Annotated in this window: 10 protein-coding genes; 8 read left to right on the plus strand and 2 right to left on the minus strand. The window is 63.3% G+C overall.

Going from position 1 to position 18,248, the window contains the following annotated elements; translation table 11 throughout:
• Position 1 precedes the first annotated feature (1 nt).
• A complete protein-coding gene (locus RFM41_RS23600) occupies positions 2–946 on the plus strand; it encodes a LysR family transcriptional regulator (protein WP_320251558.1) in 945 nt (314 codons plus the stop codon).
• 4 nt (positions 947–950) lie between these two features.
• On the opposite strand, the gene RFM41_RS23605 is transcribed toward RFM41_RS23600, so the two are convergent.
• Positions 951–10,856, minus strand: a complete 9,906-nt coding sequence (locus RFM41_RS23605; protein WP_320251560.1) for a LysM peptidoglycan-binding domain-containing protein — start codon at positions 10,854–10,856, stop codon at positions 951–953.
• Positions 10,857–10,932: 76 nt separating this feature from the next.
• Positions 10,933–11,808, minus strand: coding sequence for a MurR/RpiR family transcriptional regulator (locus tag RFM41_RS23610; protein WP_320251562.1), 876 nt, complete (start codon positions 11,806–11,808; stop codon positions 10,933–10,935).
• A 196-nt stretch (positions 11,809–12,004) separates the two neighbouring features.
• On the opposite strand from RFM41_RS23610, the gene RFM41_RS23615 reads away from it, so the two are divergent.
• From RFM41_RS23615 to RFM41_RS23645, 7 genes are all read left to right on the plus strand, one after another.
• A complete protein-coding gene (locus RFM41_RS23615) occupies positions 12,005–12,187 on the plus strand; it encodes a hypothetical protein (RefSeq protein WP_142875995.1) in 183 nt (60 codons plus the stop codon).
• A 141-nt stretch (positions 12,188–12,328) separates the two neighbouring features.
• The gene (locus RFM41_RS23620; protein WP_320251567.1) at positions 12,329–13,303 is read left to right on the plus strand and encodes a SctD/MshK family protein; all 975 of its coding nucleotides are present in this window, start codon (positions 12,329–12,331) and stop codon (positions 13,301–13,303) included.
• The gene (locus RFM41_RS23625) at positions 13,300–13,740 is read left to right on the plus strand and encodes a hypothetical protein (protein ID WP_320319302.1); all 441 of its coding nucleotides are present in this window, start codon (positions 13,300–13,302) and stop codon (positions 13,738–13,740) included. The genes RFM41_RS23620 and RFM41_RS23625 overlap by 4 nt, the downstream gene beginning before the upstream one ends.
• A gap of 155 nt (positions 13,741–13,895) precedes the next feature.
• Entirely contained in the window at positions 13,896–14,066 is a 171-nt protein-coding gene (locus RFM41_RS23630; RefSeq protein ID WP_320251571.1) for a hypothetical protein, read from the plus strand.
• The gene (gene sctV, locus RFM41_RS23635) at positions 14,066–16,222 is read left to right on the plus strand and encodes a type III secretion system export apparatus subunit SctV (protein WP_320251573.1); all 2,157 of its coding nucleotides are present in this window, start codon (positions 14,066–14,068) and stop codon (positions 16,220–16,222) included. Before RFM41_RS23630 ends, sctV begins: the two co-directional genes overlap by 1 nt.
• A gap of 102 nt (positions 16,223–16,324) precedes the next feature.
• Positions 16,325–17,626, plus strand: coding sequence for a type II and III secretion system protein family protein (locus RFM41_RS23640; protein ID WP_320251574.1), 1,302 nt, complete (start codon positions 16,325–16,327; stop codon positions 17,624–17,626).
• 12 nt (positions 17,627–17,638) lie between these two features.
• A complete protein-coding gene (locus tag RFM41_RS23645; RefSeq protein ID WP_320251576.1) occupies positions 17,639–18,088 on the plus strand; it encodes a hypothetical protein in 450 nt (149 codons plus the stop codon).
• The last annotated feature ends 160 nt before the right edge of the window (positions 18,089–18,248 follow it).

Consider the following 18,248-nt stretch of genomic DNA (forward strand, 5'->3'; position numbering starts at 1 on the left):
CGTGATCCCTTTCAATATCAAGCAGCTCGAAACCTTTCTCCTGGTGGCGACTTTCGGAAGCTTCCGAAAGGCAGCGGAACGCCTGAACACGACGCAGCCGGCTGTCTCGACTCGAATCGCCGGTCTGGAGGAAGCGCTGGGCGCCAAGCTGTTCGAGAGGCAGAGCAGCACCGTAAGGCTGACCGCCGAGGGACAACGGCTGTTGCCGCCGGCGCAACGGGTGCTGCGCGTCGCCGAACGGCTGCTGTTGACGGCAAACTCCCTTTCGGAGACCGCGGGAGTGCTCAGGCTCGGGATCGCCGAGACCATCGTGCACACCTGGCTTCCTGATTTCCTCAAGGAATTGCAAGCGAACTATCCGCTTGTCGATACCGATATCGTCGTCGACACGACGACGACGCTTCGCAACGAGCTCATGTCCCACCGGCTCGATCTTGCGGTGCTGATGGGCCCGCTTCAGGAATACAGCATCGAGAATATCGAGCTGCCATCCTTTCCGCTCGTATGGGTCTGCTCGCCCGCCTTGAAACTGCCCAACCGAGGCAAGCTGACGCTGAATGACCTGATGCAATTCCCAATCATCAGCTATGCGCGCACAACGCGGCCCTACAGCGAACTTTACCGCAAGCTGACCGGCGAGCTTGAAGCGGCGCCGCGCATCTTTCCGGCCAATTCGCTGGCCGCTGCCATCAAAATGACGTTGAACGGGATCGGGATCGCCTCGCTCCCCAGGGAGGTCGTTCAAGATCAAACGGCCGGCGGCACCCTGCGCATCGTCGACTGCGAATGGCATCCCTCCGACCTGCGGTTCACCGCTTCGTACTCCTCCGAACCATCGAATCCGATAGCGGAGCGGGCGGCAAAGCTGGCCGGCTGCATCGCACATGCATATGCCGCGAGAATCGGGAAGGCGCAGCCGCCGGCGAGCTCGGAGCTGAGCCCGTAGCGTCTCAGCCGGCCGACGCGATCGGCAGGTAGATGCGGTCGCCGGAGAAAATCACATCCGGGCTCAGAATATGATCCATGTTGAGCACCACCGTATCCGCCACATCGGCTGAATGCGCCTTGGCGATCAGGCGGATGCTGTCGCCGTTCCTGACCTCGACCCACTGATAGCCGTCCTTCTCCAGTGTCGGGTTCGTGCGGCCCTCGCGATTGCTGCTGCCTTCCGGATGAACCTCGACATAGGCGCCGGAAGCCCAGCCGCTGTGCATCTTGCCGTCCGGCCCGAAACCCTCGACCGGTATCCAGACCTCTCCCGACGGGTCGGTCGAAGGCTTTGCGGTCTGTTCGACGAATGTGCCGGGGCGCAGAACCGTCACCACGGCGGAGTCGCCCTCGGGCTGGCTCCGCAAATTCAGGCCATCGTCCGCCGACACCACGAGTTGCGGGAAATGTTCGGGCGGGGTCTTCGGTCCGTCCGGAACATCCGGGTGATCACCAGGCTGCTGGGACGACGCATCGCCATCCGGCTTGTTCGGATCGGGCGGGGCGGCCGGTTTGGAGTCCCAGGGTTGGGCGAGCAGCGAGTCCAGCGAGAAGAGAAACATACCGATGCCGAACGTGATGCCCAGGGTCCAACGATCCGCCATGGCCCATCGTTTGTCGGACTTTGCCGCCGCCGCGATATCGGCGTCGGTCCGCGGCACAGAACGACGATTCATCCGGTCCGTCCTTATGGCCGACGCCCAGAACTCCGCGCAGCCGAACGTGAACATGGTGCCGGCGACCGTGGCGATCGGGGCCGGCCAGGAGTGCAGCGTATAGACGGCGCAGCCGAGCACGTAGCCAGGCCCCGCCAGATACTCGGCCAGGTTTCGGATCACCGGCCTGCCGGTGAATGACTGCAGCATCGACTTCGTGCCATAGACGACGTTGCCGAGCGAGAACGTGCTGTTGACGACAAGATCCTTCCCCTGGACCATCCCGGTCGCGGCCCCTGGCGCCGCGGCAATGAACGTGGCTCCGCCGAGCGCATTGAGAAACCGCCCGAACGGCTTGTGATTTGCCGTCGCGTTGGGAAAGATCGCCTGCGCGCCGAACACGAAGCCCCGCACGCCAAAGGCAACCGCTCCTGCGGTGGCGGTCCAGGTCGGAGGCAACGAACTCCACAGCACGTAAGAGGTGGTCGACATGCCGCCAAAGGTGGCGAGAGCCTGAGCGTTCTCGCGCATCCTGGCATGGCTCAGCGCCAGATCGACGCTGGCGGCCTGGTCCGGCGTCATCGCCTTTTTATGGGTCGCCCGGAAGGTCGTCAGCTGCAGCACGGAGAGGCCATTCGTCTGGTCCGCGCTCATCCACTCGAACTGCTCGGGCGTGAACTTGCGGAATTGGCCGGGGCTCGTTTCCTCGAACTGTTTTGGTGTCACCGCTTCGATCTGTGGCTGGGTCAGGGCCTCGGTGTGGTGGATGGTGAAGGCGCCCCATTGCTCGCGGGTGAGCTGGGGGATCTGCTTCTCGGTCAGCCACGGCACTTGCCTGGGATCGAACTTCGCCATGTCCACGGAGCCGATCATGGTTTCGGGGATGGCTGGGACCTGGCGCTCGGTCAGGTTATCCAGCAATCCGGCCTCGCCCAGATCCTTGTATTGCTGCGACGTGAGCTTCGAGATCTGGCCGGGCTTGAACCACGAAAGCTGGCGCCCTTCCAGTGCCGACGCGTCGACAAGCCCGACCTTGTCTCCTTTCACAGCCTGCAACTGTGGTCTCGTCAAGTGGCGCGTCAAACCGGCTTTGCCGAGGTCATGGAACTGCTGGTCAGTCAGATTGCGGATATGGCCCTCGGTGAGCCAGGGAATCTGCTTCTCGCCGAGGCCGGCTATGTTGACAAAGCCTATCTTTGCCTTGGGGATACCGCGCAGCTGGCTCTTGGTCAGATAGGGCAGCAGACCGGCCTGATCCATGTCGCCGAACTGCTGTTCCGTCAGCTCGGCCGCCTGCTCGCGCTTGAGCCATGGAACCTGGTTCGGCTGGAAATCGGCCATGACGAGATCCGGCACCTGATCGATCGGGGTCGCCCTGACGCCATCGCGCGTGAGAGGTCCATTGTTCGAAGCGGCCGGTTGCCCCTCACCGTGCGAGGGCCGCGCGGCGTTGGCCGCGCCGTCGCCGGCATTGGCTTGCTGATTGTTCTCTTCCGGGCGCCCGAGGCTTCCTGGCACATGTTCGTCGGAAGCGCTGCGTATCCAGGGCAGCACCACGGCTTCGCCCGTATCGGGGTCGTACACCAGTATGTGCGACTTGTCCGCCACCTCCGGGGCATCGCCCCACGCCCGCGGACCGTCGGAAGGCGGAATATAGACCCTTTCCGGTCCCCTTGGCTCAGGGCCCAGCATTGCCGCCGTGATCACTTTGCCGCTCTCGTCTTCGAGCTGGATAGTTCGGCCCGAACTGCTTTTGGTCGTCGCAGACTGGGATGGTGGTGCTGCGGCTGCGGCGGCAGGTTTGTTGTGTCCGAAGATGTTGCCGATGATCCCGGCCCCGTCGAGCGCGCCTTGCAACTCGGGCGAAGGCGGCGCGTCAAGGAAAACCCAACGCGGTTGATAGCCCGGGTTCTCGTTCCGCAGCGCCACATCCTTGTTGATCTGCTCCTGCAGTTTCGGCGTCAGCGGCACCTCGCGCATCTGCGCGACACCGTTGATCGTTGTCCAGCGATGGTAGGTCTTGACCTCGATCGCCTCGATCACGTCCTGGCTCTTGAAGACCGGCGCATCCACATATCGCCCGCCTTCGCCATTAACGGGGTGAGGGCCGTCCGGGTTGGCCGAGACCGGGAAATGCGCTTCTCCAGACGACCCGTTGAGCTCACGCGTATAAACCTCGCCCGCCTTCCACTTTTCGGGCTGCCGCATGTTGCGGACCTGCTGCAGCGAATAGGTTGTCGGCGGCGCCGCCTCGATTGCTTTCCTGGCTGGCATTGCCCGCGGCGGCGCCGCCTCTTCCTTCGGCGTCCCTTGACTGCCCGGCACATGGTCCTCGGAGGCGCCCCGCGTCCACGGCAGGACATATGCCTCTCCCGTCTCCGGATCCCGGAACAAAATATGCGACTTGTGCATCAACTCCGGCTCGTCGCCACGCGCGCGCGGCCCGTCGGCTGGCGGCACATAGACGTTCTCCGCGCTCTTTGGCAGCGGTCCGTAACGGGTGGCCGTGACGGATTGCCCGTTCTCGTCCCTTATCTGGATCGGGCCGCTTCGGCGGCTGCCGACCTGTGAGGACAGGAACGTCAGCACGCCGTCGGCAACTTCCTGGCGCATGAATCCGCCGTCGACGATCGACGGGCCGAATTCCGTCCGGAACTGCTCCATCGCGGCGCGCTGGTCGGGTCTGGCCGTCTTTTCCAGTTCGCCGAGGAACTTTTCCAGGGAAGCCTTGCCATCCTTCGGAACGCCTTTTGCGGCACCGTCATGCGAAGGCTGCGCCGCGTGAGCAAGCCAGGCCGGGACCGTCAGCGTTTCACTTTGTCCGTCGGCCCGATCGAAGGTCAGTGTCGCGTTCTCGCTCTTGGCGATCGAAGGAGCGGTTTTCGCCGCCTTCGACTTATACTGGAACCTTACTTCAGCACTGTAAGACGCCGCGCCCGCCGGCAGCGGAGGCGTGGAGAACGAAACCGTGTAGCGTGTCGCCGGAGTGCCGTCGGAACCGTAGAGGTTTCTGTAGATGTTGCCGGCGCTCGGCATGTAGCGGGACTGTGGCGCCCCTTCGGGTTGGAACCGCGCCGGAAGCCAGGACTGTAGCGTCGACTTCACTTTGTAGGTCGCGGACGTGACCATCCGGTCCGGATTGAAACCCAGCGCGCCCGGCAGCCTGTTGCTGTCGTTGAAGATGACGTCGACCAGCATCGCCTCGGGGTTGACGACGCGAGCCCTCTCGCCGGTCAGCAAGACAATGTCCGCGGTCGGCGACTTGCCCGGTACGGCCGAAAGCCGCAGCCCGCTCAGGGTCGGATCATCGACCAGGGAGACCGTGTTCGACGGATCGATCTGGCCGGACTTGACGAGATCGCGGATCGACCGGATTCCATCGCCCTGCCCGATGGCCGTGATGAGTTCGGATGCCTTGGCCGGGTCCTTGACGGCGAACTGAATCTTCAGGTTTGTCGAGCCAAGAGCCGACTGGATCTGGTCAAACGCCTGGGTGGACACGACGTCGCCCGGCTGCAGCGTGTCGGTGACAGGCAGCTCAGGACGCTTCTCGAAACCGATGCGCGGCATCTGATCGACGGCCGCGACATGATTGGCCACGATCGGCAGGCGTATGCCGGCCTTGGTCTCGGTCATGACGCGATCGAACGGAAGCGTGCCCTGCAGGGCGACATGGCCGGAGCTGCTTTCCGCCGGCACGCCAAAGAAATCATGCTGGCCGGGCGCGAGGCTAACCTCCTTGCCGCTCAGCAAAGGCGTGTAGGTCATCTCGATCACGGTGCCTTCGCCGTCGGGTGTCATCCCGACGATGGCGGCATCGACGGGCTTGGCCTCGTAGCCGCTGGCATCGTGGAATATCGCCTTGCTCGCCGCCGCCGACAGGTCGCTGCTGCGAACCGGGAAGGCCGTCTGATTGGATACCGGCCAGACACCTGCCTGAAGGCCGGTTATGTTTCTGTACTCCCGTGCCCGGAAGGAGACCACGCCCTGGGTACCGAGCGCGTCCTTGACCGGCGTCAGGCTGCGTTGGCCGACGCTGTCGAGGATCGACCATCCGATCATGCCGAAATCGGTTTTGGTGCCGACGCCGAAGCCGACCGCGGCGATGGTCGGCGACCCGATCCCGAAGGCCTGGCCGGTGTTCAGCCGCATCCGGAAGGTGACGCCGACACGGAAGTCGGGCAAGGTCTCCCGAAGCGGCGTGCGCGGTATCTGAACGCCGTCCGGACCATAACGCTCGGCCATCTCGCGGCTGGAATAGTAGCCTTTCTCCTGTTCATAGCGGGTCACGAGCTGCTCGGCGCTCAGGCCGTCGAGATAAGCCGACGGCGTCTTCGGATCCTTGCCGCTGGTGTAGACGTAGCCGCTCGTGTCGCGATCCGGCATGCCGGTAAAGCTGCGTGTCTGCGGATCCCACACCAGGCGTACCGGCGTGTCCTTTCCTGTCGGTTCACCCGGCACGACGATGGGGTCGCCATCGGCGGGACGCGGCGTGCCTTGGGCGGTCGAGCCATCAGGATCACGGCCCGCCGGCACCGTCGGATCATTGCCGCCGGCGTCATCGGTCTTGATCACTTCTCCCGGGATCACCGGGTGGCTGGGGTCATGGAAGACCTGCTCTCCCGTCGGCCTGTAAACGCCGTCGGCGCCAATTTCATAGATATCCATCGGGCGCCCGGAGGGACCGGGGCCAAGTGCTGGCGGCGACTGCCGCGGTCCCTTGCCACCGGGCGGCTGCTGAAACGGACCGCCATTGCCCGGCGGCGGATTGGCCCCGGGAGCGCTGGGGGGCGCCTGTGTGCCCGTTCCTGGCCGCAGCGTGCGCAAACCGTGGATGCCGAGCCCCGTGCCGGTGATGCCTGTGCCAAGACCCGTCAGCGCGTTGGCAAGCTGGAGACCGTTCATCTGGTCTCCGTTGGCGGCGAGGTCGTAGGCGGATGTGGCCAGCAAAGGTGCGCCGACAATGACCGAGCCGACATCCAGCCCCCACGCCGCCTTGTTCAGTCGGGCGGTCGATTGCATGTAGGTGCGGGTTTCGGACGCCAACGCCCAGTTCGACCGTGTCGCGCCGATGCTGCCGGCGAAGGCACGCGGGCTGGCGGCAAGGCCTGCCAGGAATGACTCGCTCTTCGCCGCCATGCCGATGGTGCGCAGGCCGCTGGAGGCAACGGGCAGAACCGTTGTCGCGGCGCTGGCGATATTGGTCAGCGACTCGGTGTCGTACCACTCGCCGCCATGATCCAGGTGATTGGCCTCGTTTATGACGGCCCTGGCTCCGAGATAGGCCGCGCCTGTATAGGCCAGCGGTGCTGCGACCGGCGCGGCCGGCGTGAACGACAGGATGGTGGCAATGCCGGTGCCGATGCCAACCAGCGGATCGACGACCTTGTCCCAGACCGAGACGTTCCGCGCCTTCACCACCTCAAGCGCGATCTTGCCGTCGGGTCCCGCCTTCATCTCCAGGTTTTTGGGAACGACGAGCTTGCCGTTCTCGCCGAACTGGCTGTTGTTGTCCTGGAAATCGCCGAGGTCGTCGAACTTCTTGCCGGTGGCATCGACATAGCGGGTGTTGCCGTCCCCGTCGCGCACCGCAAAGAGGGCAACCTGCTGCGTTCCGACCTGGTCGTCGACATAGAAGATCGGCACGCTGCGCACATACGGGTTGTCGCCGCCGATGTCGCGAATCTCGTCCGTCACATTCTCTATCGCGTCGCGGCCGTCATCGGTCGAACTGTCCAGGCCGAGCGTCTTGGCGACCGTTGCATCGAGGGCCGCGCCACGCTGCTGCCTGAACTCGTTGTCGTAGCCGTTGGCCAGCAGCTGCTGGAACTTCGGCTGATACATGCCGTCGAGCGCCTGCGGCTCATGCTTGTCCAGATAGGTCTTGTCGATCGTGGTGTTGTCATCCGCCAGCAGCGAAGGCTCGCTGAGCCGAAGCTCGTGATAGTCGCTGAAGCTTTGCACAACCCTGCGCAGATCCTCGGCCTGCGATATCTGAAGCCTGACGGCGCCCAGCTTGAGCTTGGCGACCGCGACTTCGGGATCGACCCAGCGGCCGCTGGTATCGTCGTCTTCCGTGTCAAGATCGATCCAGATCGCCTTCCCGCCCTTGGTCAGCGCATCGATCCCTGTCTTGTCGTAGTTTTGGGCAACGTCCGGCGCCACCTTGATTTTCTGCCCGCCGACATCGATCTCGACCGGCTGCGCGCCATCGGGCAGCGTACCCGCGGGAGCATCCACTGTTCCTGGTTTGTGGTTCGTCAGCGCATTGTCGAAATTGGTCTGCAGCGCCGGCAGTTGGGTCTTGAGGTCGGCAATGCTGTTGCCGAGTTGCTTGTCGAGGACGTCGTTGAGGCTCTTGGCCGCCTGCTCCTCGCTGGCCTTCACCGATTGCAGACCATTTGCCGTGCAGACTTTCGCGTTGGCATCGTAGCCGGCCAGAAGCGTCTGCCAGTCCTTGTTGAGTTGGCGATCGCGATATTCATCCCTGACATTCTTGTCGGTCAGGCTGTAGGTCAGCTGCTGCTCGGTGGTTCCTTCGTCGAAATGGTTGACCACCCAGAGCTGGCCGTCGCGGATCTCGAGCGTCGAGTTCTTGTAGTGTCCGAGGTAATCGCCGTTGATGCGATTGTACTTCTCGTCAAAGTTGAACTTCTGCTCGCCAAGATATTCGTTGGCCAGCTTTTGCTCGAGATCCGTCTGCCGCGCGCCGACCTGCGTGGCATCGGCATGAGCGTCGAAATAGTCCTGGTAGGCCTGAGCCAGCTCGAGCTGGCTGCCTGCCGTCGTCTGCAGCGCCTTGAGGTCCTTGTAATCCTTCGAGTCCGCGGGAACGCCGTTGAGTTCGGCCTGTCCCACCAGGAAGTCGACGGTGAGCTTGTCGCCCTTGCTCAGATGCAGGCCGACCTCGGAAAACAGCTTGTCGACTGCGGCGTGGTCGGCGACGCCTTGGTCGTATCGCGGATGAAGGTCGGGAGTGCCCCGCGCGCTGACTGACGGCGCATTCGGATCGCCCAGAGGCGTCAGCGGACCCTGCCCGGCGATGGCGTCCTTGAGCACGCGCCCGGCATTCTCATATTCGCCGCCGGCATCCTGCGCGTTCTGCAGCAAGGTATTGGCCTTGGTCAGCCGCTCGCGTGCATCGGCTAGCGTGCCCTTCGGCTTTTGCGGAGTCCATTGCAGGCCGTGAGGCGCCAGTGCCTTGTTCAAGATGGTCTGCGCGCCATCGACCGCATCCTTGTAGGCGGGGTCGAGCATATCGACGTTGAGCTGCTCCTGCCCCTGGCCCGCGAGAGCCCGCGTCTCGGTGACGCGCGACAGCGCGACGTTCTCGTCGATGATGGCCTGAGCGACCTGTGGATCGACCCAGGTCCAGACGCCGTCGACCTTCATCGGCGTCCATTTCCCGCCGGAGGGCGCGTTGCCCTGAGGCGGATCATCAAATGGGTAGACGACCTTGTTCTGCCCGTCCAGCCTGGGCTTCATGGGTGTGCCCAGGCCGTATTTATCGAGCAGGGCCTGTTTGTCCTGTCCGGCTTTTTGCGCGGCGTCGATCAGGCTGGGCAAGGTCTCCCCCGCCAACAACCCTTCGACGAAGGTCTTTACGACCTGCCCTTCTTTTGCCTCCTTGGCATCGCTGCTGTTGGGGTTCACCGCCAGCAGTGTTTTGGCCAGCGCCTCCTGCGTGCTTCCGGCCTCGATCTGCAGGTCGGTGCCGGTGGTGTTGTTGTGCAACGTCGAGCTGCCATCGGGCTTGGTGGTCAGAGTATAGCCGTTGAAGGTGACCTTCACGGTGGTGCGCGTGCCGTTTTCGATGGTGACCTTTTCTCCGGGGTTGATGATGTCCGGATCGCGGCGTGAGCTGAAAAGATCCGGATTCGTGCGCCTGAGATCATCCAGCGTCACGCCATACTGCTGCGCGATGAGGGTCAGGTTGTCGCCCGGCTTGACCTCGTACTCGACAGGCTTGCCGCCATTGATCTTCTCGGTGATGGTCGTCGTCACCCGGCCGTCCTTGTCGGTGACGGTCGTGGTTTCGGTTCCGTTGCCATCGATTGATTGCGAGGTTTGCTTGCCGTCAGCCGTGGTGGTGACGGTGCGTACGTCGTGCTGATAGTCGTGGGAGTAGACGGTCTTGTCGCCGGTGCGCGGATCGACGATCTCGACCGACTGCGCATCGCTGCTGTCGGTCGTCTTGACCTGATAACCGGCGGCTTGCAGTTCGGCGATCACCTGTTGGTCGGTGAGGCCGTTTTCCTTTGCGATCTGGTCGATGCTTTTTCCGTCGGCAAGACCTTGCCTGATGTCCGGCGTGTCGGATCCGCCTGGATCCTGGGCGGGCGCCAATATGGTTTTGCGGCCGTCCGGACCTGTGACCGTGGTTACCGGAAGGGAAGGACCGGCGCCCGGCGTCACCGTTTCCACCGACGCGCCGTTGGGCAATGACGTCCGCTCAGTGACGGTTCCGGTCCCGAGGTCGTCCTCATAGCGCGTCGTTATGGCGCCGGTGTCCGAATTGTAGCTGGTGGTTTCCTTACGTCCGAGCCCATCCCGGGTTGGTGAGGTGGTTGTCGCGCCGCCGGGCTGTTCCTGGACGGTCGCATAGTAGCTGTCGTGCTGGTAGTCATAAAACTGCGTAACGGTGCGGCCGCTGGCATCCGTGATTTTCGTCGTCTGCGTGTCGCCGTTCGACGTGCTGCTGTCTGACACGGTCATGCCGCCGGACCTGAGCGCGGCGATAACCTGTTCGCGCGTCATGTGGCGGTCAGACGCGATCTGGTCGATGCTTTTGCCTCCGGTAACGTCGTTGACGATATCGCGGGCGGTGTTCGCTGCTGCGGGATTGTCCTTGGCCGGACTCCCATCGAGGTCCACCAGCGTCACCGCCGGCGCCGCGAGATTGGTGTTCACGTAGAGTGCCGGAGTTACCGTCGTGCCATTGCCGGATGTGCCATTGCCGGCGTTCGCGACATTGACGCCCGGCGTCGCCGGTGCCGGCTTCGGCTGAAGAGAACTCAATTGCGCGTTTACATGCGCCAATTCCTGGCGAGCCTGTGCCGCCCAATCGCGCTCGCCCATTCTGTTGGCAAGCCTGATCTGATCCCGCAGCGCCGCAGCCTGCGCCTCCAGCCGTGCCACCTGGGCGGCATCTGCGTTGGCATTGACCTTCTGCGTCTGGAGGGGCGGCTTGGTGAGCGTTATCGGGCGAACCATCTGGACGACCTCCGGAAATCACTGTTGCCGGCAGCCCGGCCGCCGTCACGCCCGCCCCGATCGCAGCCTTCCGCTGTTATCGAGGGGGCTTCCAATAGATGCCGAAAGCAGCAAGCTGTTCTTCCGACTGTTTCACTCGTTCCACGGCATTCGTTTCGGAGCGCGCTGCCGTCAGCGCCGCCAGGATTTCGACGGCGGCGAATGCCGGCACCATGCTTCGGAAGAACGATTGCGAATTCGAGGTGACGATGATCGCTTCCCGTGCGATCCGGGTCAGCGGCGACACGCTGCTGTCGGTGATTGCCACCACGCCGACGCCCTGCCGGGCCGATTGGCGTGCCACCTCTATCGTCGTGCGCTCGTAAGGCAACATGCCGATAGCAAGGAGCACATCGCCGCGTCCCGCATGCCGGAGGGCCTCCAGACCTTGTCCGGCCGTCTCGCCTACAAGCACCACCTTGCGGTCGCCTCCAGCCACAAACGACATGATGTCAACGAAATGGCTCGCAACTGGATAAGCCGAGCGTAAGCCGAGGCCGAAAACATTTCGCGATCCCGCAACGAGCTCGGCGGCCGCGATGAATTGCATGGCGTTGCCGTATTCGCCAAGACTTGAGATCTGCGCGGCGAGAGAGTCGGCAACGACCCCTGCCGTCGAGAACCCCACATCGCCGTCCCGTTCGATGCCCTGTCGGGCCGGCAATCCGGCTGTCGTCTCACGCAGCGCGCGCGCATAAAGACTGCGCATGTCCTCGTAACCTTCGAGGCCGAGCCACCGCGCCAGCCGCATCATCGTGCTGTGCGAAACGCCGGCCTGCTGCGCCTGCTCGCGCATCGACATCAGCGCCACATCCTTGGGATGATCCAGCACAAAACGCGCCGCGATCCGAAGTTGCGGCGGCATAGTCTCAAACCGTTCGGCCAACAGCTCCGCCAAAGGACCTTTTTCCATTCCCATTCACCCCATTCACCCCGGCGCTCAAGCTACTCCGTGAACGCCTGAAACACAACAGTTGGAACAAAACTCGTTCAAATATTCCAACTGGACTTTCATTCTCGATCGTCCTGCCCTAGATTGCTGTGGCAAGGTCCTGGACCGCATGCAGAGCCCGGGCTTGCAACTTGAACAGCCCCTCAAGGAGACAATGATGGCTGCCACCCCTCCCATTACGTCCGGTTCTGCAGGGTCACCGGAACAAAACCTGGACAAGATGATCAAGCAACAGGAACGCATGTTTAACCTGGAGATCACGAAAGATATCGCGAAATCCCAGCATGACATGCTGATGAGCACCGCCAAGACGCTCGGCGAGTCGGCTGAGAAGGCCTGACGCGAAGGATGCTCGAACTTATGCGCCGCCGACAGTGACCGGCGGCGCAGTTGCATGGTGGAAGTCCATGGTCCGGCTGCGTTTGAAATCATCATCGGCGGGAGATGAAGTGGCATGACCGCTAGCCCTATCGGCAAATATTTGGACGCTGCGCCGGCGCGCCGGCTGCGATCGATCATCGCCCCGCCGCCGTCATCCGCACAGTCCATCACGCTCAACGTCACGCAGGGTTTCCATGCCGGCGCCGAACTCCGCCTGGTTGAAACCCTCTATACGATCGGCTCCAGCACAGAATCGGATATCGTCCTCAGGGATGCTGGCATCGCTCCGATCCACGCCAGGCTGCGGCGCAAGGGCAACCAGTTTGAAATCGAAGCCGTCGGCGGAGATGTCGCGCTCGCTACAGGCGAAATCATCCGCCAAGGACAGGGCAGCCGCTGCAGGTTGCCGTTCGTCATCGGTATCGGCGACGCCCGCATCCGGCTTGCCAATCCTGAACACCCATCGAGCCGGTGGACGATCGGCAACCGCTCCATGCTGGTCACGGGCAGCGTTCTCTTTGCCGTTTTCGCCGTTTCCGTCGCTGCCAACGGGTTCTCGCTCGCCAAGTCCGATATTGGCCCACAGGCGTCCTCTCGAGACGATCAACCGGTCAGAATGGCTTTCGCCGGCGAGCGCGGGCAGGAAGTGCTGGACGACTCATCGCCGGCGCAAATTCAAACCGTCGTCGATGCGGAGAGCCAGCTCAAACAGCGTCTCGATCAGTCCGGCATAAGCACCGTGACCGTCCAGCGATCGCCCGGGCGCCTCGTGGTTTCGGGCGTGATTCCGGATGACAAGAGCGGCGTCTGGACGGAGACGCAATCCTGGTTCGACCAGACTTTCGGCGCTCATGTTCCCCTCGTATCCAACGTCATGACCGGCAACGCACAGCAGGCGCCGCGCCTGATGCTGCAGGCGATCTGGTATGGCGACCGGCCCTACGTCATCGCGGCCGACGGCGCACGCTATCACGAAGGCGCATTCACCGATGACGGCTGGACCATCAAGCATATCGGCGAGACGGAACTTCTGCTGACCAAGGGCGGCGCCACGGTCGCGCTGAAATATCCGTGAACCGCCGGCTTGAAGGGCCGCGACTCGATTCGGCGAGGATGGAGACTGCCGGCCGCGACGTGCATCAGGCCGAGGGCCTGCGCGGTCAAACGATCAGCCGGCGACGGATGAATGGCGTCGACAAAACCCCAAAGGGTGCTCAGGGGACGAAATCGGCTGCCGCCGCAGGGGAGCCTGAAACGGCGGAATTCCAGGCTTCTCGATATGCGGCCGGCGAATCGCTGGATGAAATACTCAGCAACTTCGTCATGCCCACCATTTGGGAGCCGGCCATCCTGCGGCGCTCGGTGCCTATTCTAGAGCATTTCATAGCGAACCTGGTCCCAGATCTTGAGGGCGGCGAGCAACTCAAGACGCTCGCCAGAACGCTGATCGAGGATGAAATCGAACGTCATCGCGACCTGCTGGGCCGCATGCAGGAAGGAATCGAAATCTGACCGACCCGCATGACACCGTCCATCTGCTGCATGTCCTGGGCTATCTCTACGGCTGCCACGGGCAGGCCAAGCGGGGCGCGGCGTACCTGCTTATTGCCGCGCAGCTGTCGCCGGGAAATGCCGGCGTCCTCAGGACGCTGGCGCATCTGCTCATATTGGATGGCGAGGCCGAAAAGGCGCTTGCGACGATTGCCAAGCTGGAAACCTTGGAAGGAATGGACCACCCGGTGCTTGCATTGCTGAAGAGTCGCGCCCTGCTCGTGGCTGGGCGCAAAACCGAGGCGCACAGCGCGTTGCTCAGCTTCCTGTCGCATCGGGCTGCCTGATGACCGCGTCGGAGCGATTTCTGCAATTCCTTGCCAGGCTGTCACGCCGCAGCGACCTGGTCATCGCCATCCTGATGCTAACTGCGGTGGTGATGATGCTCATCCCATTGCCGACGTTTCTCGTCGACTTTCTCATCACCGCGAACATCGCCATCAGCGTGCTCATCTTGCTGGCGTCGTTTTACGTTTCTCATCCGTTGCAGTTTTCGTCGCTTCCTTCGGTGATCCTCATCGCCACCTTGTTCCGGCTGGCGATCACGATCACGACCACAAGGCTGATCCTGTTGCAGGCCGACGCCGGCCAGATCATCACCGCGTTCGGCACCTTCGTCGTGGGAGGCAGCATCGCGGTCGGCCTCGTCATCTTCCTGATCATCACCGTCGCGCAATTCATCGTGGTCGCGCGGGGCGCGGAACGCGTTGCCGAAGTGGCCGCGCGCTTCACGCTCGACGCGCTGCCGGGCAAGCAGATGAGCATCGACGCCGAGTTGCGCAACGGCGATATCGACCAAGCGGAAGCCCGCCGCCTGCGCCAGCAGTTGGAGCGCGAGAGCCAGCTCTTCGGCGCGATGGACGGCGCCATGAAGTTCGTCAAGGGCGACGTCATCGCCGGGATTGTCATCATCCTGGTCAACCTTGTCGGCGGCTTCGCCGTTGGCACGCTGCAGCACGACATGTCGCTTGGAGATGCGGCAGCGACCTACTCGCTGCTCACCGTGGGCGACGGGCTGGTGGCGCAGATACCGGCACTGCTTGTCGCGGTCGCCGCCGGCACCATGGTGACGCGCGTCGGCAGCGCGGACGGAACGGGCGATCTCGGCCGGCAGATAACCAGCCAGCTTCTCCGGGACTCACGCGCGCTTGCCCTGGCGGCGGTGATCATGGTTGGCCTTGCCATGGTGCCCGGCTTCCCTTCCATCGTGTTTCTAGTGCTTGGGGCCTGCTTCGGCGCGGGGGCCTATGCCATCAATCACCGCAACGTCGAGATTTCCGGGCCCAAAGACATCGGCCAGATCGCGGCGCAGGACGCAAGCTCCGCTTCGCTTGCGGCAACCACCGCCGCGGCGCTGCCAGCCTCCTACCGCGTCGTCGTAGGCCTCGGCTCCGAACTTGCGGACGCGATTGCGGAGCCCGAATTTTCCGCGCTCGCCGACAGCGTGCGCCGCGAACTCTTCGGTGATCTCGGCGTCGACATTCCGGCCATCGGCATGCAGGTCGACGAGACGCTTTCGCCACGAAGCATCCGCATCGATCTGGAAGGCGCGCCCATCCTGGACGCCGAAATCCCCGCTGGCCGTGTTCTTGTCGAAGCGGACCTGACGCATCTCGATCTGCTCGAGGTGACTTACGAAAAAGCCGCCGCGATTGCCGGCCAGCGGAAATTCGCATGGGTCGATGACCACCATATCCCGGCGCTGACAGACGCTGGTTTCATTTTCTCCACGCCCGCGGAAACGGCGGCCAAGTGGACCAGGAATGCGCTTCGGCTCTATGCCGGCCATTTCGTCGGAATTCAGGAGACACGCAGGCTGTTGTCGGACATGGAGCCGGACTATGCGGATCTTGTCCGGCAGGCGCAGGAGATCGTGCCGCTGCAGAAGATCGCGGAAGTGCTTCGTCGGCTTGTCGGCGAGAATGTGCCGATCCGCAATCTGCGCCTGATCCTCGAAGCACTGATCGAGTGGGGTCAGCGCGAACAGGACGTCGTCCTGCTGACGGAATATGTCCGCACATCCCTTAAGCGCCAGATCAGCTTCCGCTCCGCCGGCCGCAACAACATCATCGCGGCTTACGTGTTGCAGCGGTCCGCGGAGGACATTCTGCGCAACGCGGTGCAAAGCACGTCGACCGGCACATTCCTGAACCTTTCCGACGACGACGCGCAGGCTTTGGTCGGCGAAATCGAGCGAGCGCTGTCGCACAGTTCCATCGATGTCTCGCCGGTCGTGCTCGCCGCGATGGACGTGCGCCGTCACTTGCGCAGCCTGCTTGCGCACAATGCCATCGAGCTTCCGGTTCTGTCCTTCCAGGAACTGGCGCAGGAATTCAACGTCCAGCCGCTGGCCACGATAACCGGCCGCAGCGCAAGGGCTGGCGCGCGCGCGCAGGCGCTGCCGTCGGCTCAGGCGAAAGCCGCGCAGGAGGCAGCCTCGTGACGGCGGCCGGACGAACGGGGGCATATGGGGAATCAGGAGAGGAACGGGATGACAATCCACGATACCGCGGCAGGCGTTCGATCCGCTGCCAGGCGGACGGATATGCGCTGGTTCGCTATCGCGACGGTTGGTGTTTTGCTGGCGTTGTTGTTCACGATCGCCGGCGCGGCGGCGCAGAACGTGTCGCCCCTGCCGAGCAAGCCGAGCCTCGATCTGCCGGTCGGGCAAGGGCGCCTGCTACGGTTCAATGAGCCGGTCGAATCCGTCCTGGTCGCGGACACCACGATCGCGGACCTGCAGGTCGTGTCGCCAAGCATGGTCTATGTCTTCGGCCTCAAGCCGGGCCTGACCAATCTCATTGCGGTCACGGCCGATGAGCAGATCGAGGCGACGGCTCAGTTCCGCGTCACGCCCGATATCACGCCCGCCGCCGAAGCCAAGCATACAATGCAGCCGAATTCGGCGACAAATCTCCACATTTTCGGAACCCGCATCGTCATGACGGGCGAGGCGCGGGGCGTCGACGAGGCGAAGGATCTGGACAATGTCGCAAGAACGTTCTCGCCGCCGGAAACACCGCCGCTGAACAACATGACCGTGCAGGGCTCGCAGCAGGTCAACATCCGGGTTCGCTTCGCCGAAGTCTCGCGCACGGAGTTGCAGTCCTACGGCGTCGACTGGTCCGTCGGGTACAAGAGCGGCGGCTTCGAATTCAACATGTTCCAGGACAATGGCGTGCCTTCGGGCGGTGATGGCAATTTTGGTCTGAGCCTCAACCAGGCGCACGGCCTCAATTTCGACGTCCTCATCGAGGCCCTGCAACGCAATGGCGTCGTCAAGATTCTGGCCGAGCCGAACCTGACCGCTGTGACCGGACAGACGGCGAACTTTCTGGCTGGGGGAGAGATTCCCGTGCCTATCGCGCAGGGATCCGAGGTCACAACCATTCAATACAAGCCTTTCGGCGTGTCCCTCGGTTTCACCCCAACGCTCATCGGCCGCAATCGCATTGCGCTGCACGTCCAGCCGGAGGTCAGCTCTTTGTCGGATTCCGGCTCCGTAAGCGCCAACGGCTTTGCCATGCCGAGCTTCGTGGTGCGAAGAGCGGACACTACGGTGGAGGTGGCAAGCGGTCAGACCTTTGCGATCGCCGGCCTTTTCCAGCAGCGGACCTCACGCAACCTGGAAAAATTTCCGGTTCTCGGCGACGTGCCCGTGCTCGGGCCCCTTTTTCAATCGCAGCGGTTCCAGCATGAGGAGACCGAGCTGGTGATCTTGATCACGCCCTATCTGGTGGCGCCGGTGCGTGACAGCCTCGCCACGCCCCTCGACCGTCCGGCTGCCAAGCGTCTCAGTCGCAAGCACGCCAACGACGCGTCGGCGACCGGCCTGATCATCAAATAGCGGGAAACGACCATGACGTTGCGCATCGCTTTCTGCTCCATTGTCCCCGCGCTGTTTCTGGCCGGCTGCATGAACGGCCCACAACATCGGCAGGATTATTCACCCGGCTACAGCTATGTTTCGACCGACACGGGCGGCTCCGAGAAAGGCGTCAGCGGCTCGGTCCTTGCTCCCAATGCATGCCTGGCCGAACCGGCCGATGACGACAATCCAGCCGCCAGGACCGATTTGACGGTCGTCTCCGGCGTCGGCTCCCACCTGCCGTCCGGCTGCGCCAACGCCTATAATCTTCAGCGCATGGCCGAAAGCCAACGCGACCTGGTCGAAGGCCGGCGCATGGGAGCGGCGCCAGCGGCGCCGACGGCGCGCGCGGCGCGTCGTTACCTCGACGGCGAGGAGGCTCCGGTTGGCGGAGCCAACACTGCGCCGGCGACGCCGCAAACGACACAGCCAGTCGAGTGAGCCAAGGCCAACTTCGCGCCCGCAGCACCGCTCCACGCGTCACGCTTGGCGCGAGATCGGCCCAGGTTTTGCGTTGCGACGCGCTGGAACAGGCCGCAGTTTCAAGGAAACGGCGAACTGCTCTATCTCTTTGTTCCAACGCAGTTCCGGGCGGAAAACC

It is taken from the genome of Mesorhizobium vachelliae, assembly GCF_033977325.1.
Lineage (GTDB): Bacteria > Pseudomonadota > Alphaproteobacteria > Rhizobiales > Rhizobiaceae > Mesorhizobium > Mesorhizobium vachelliae.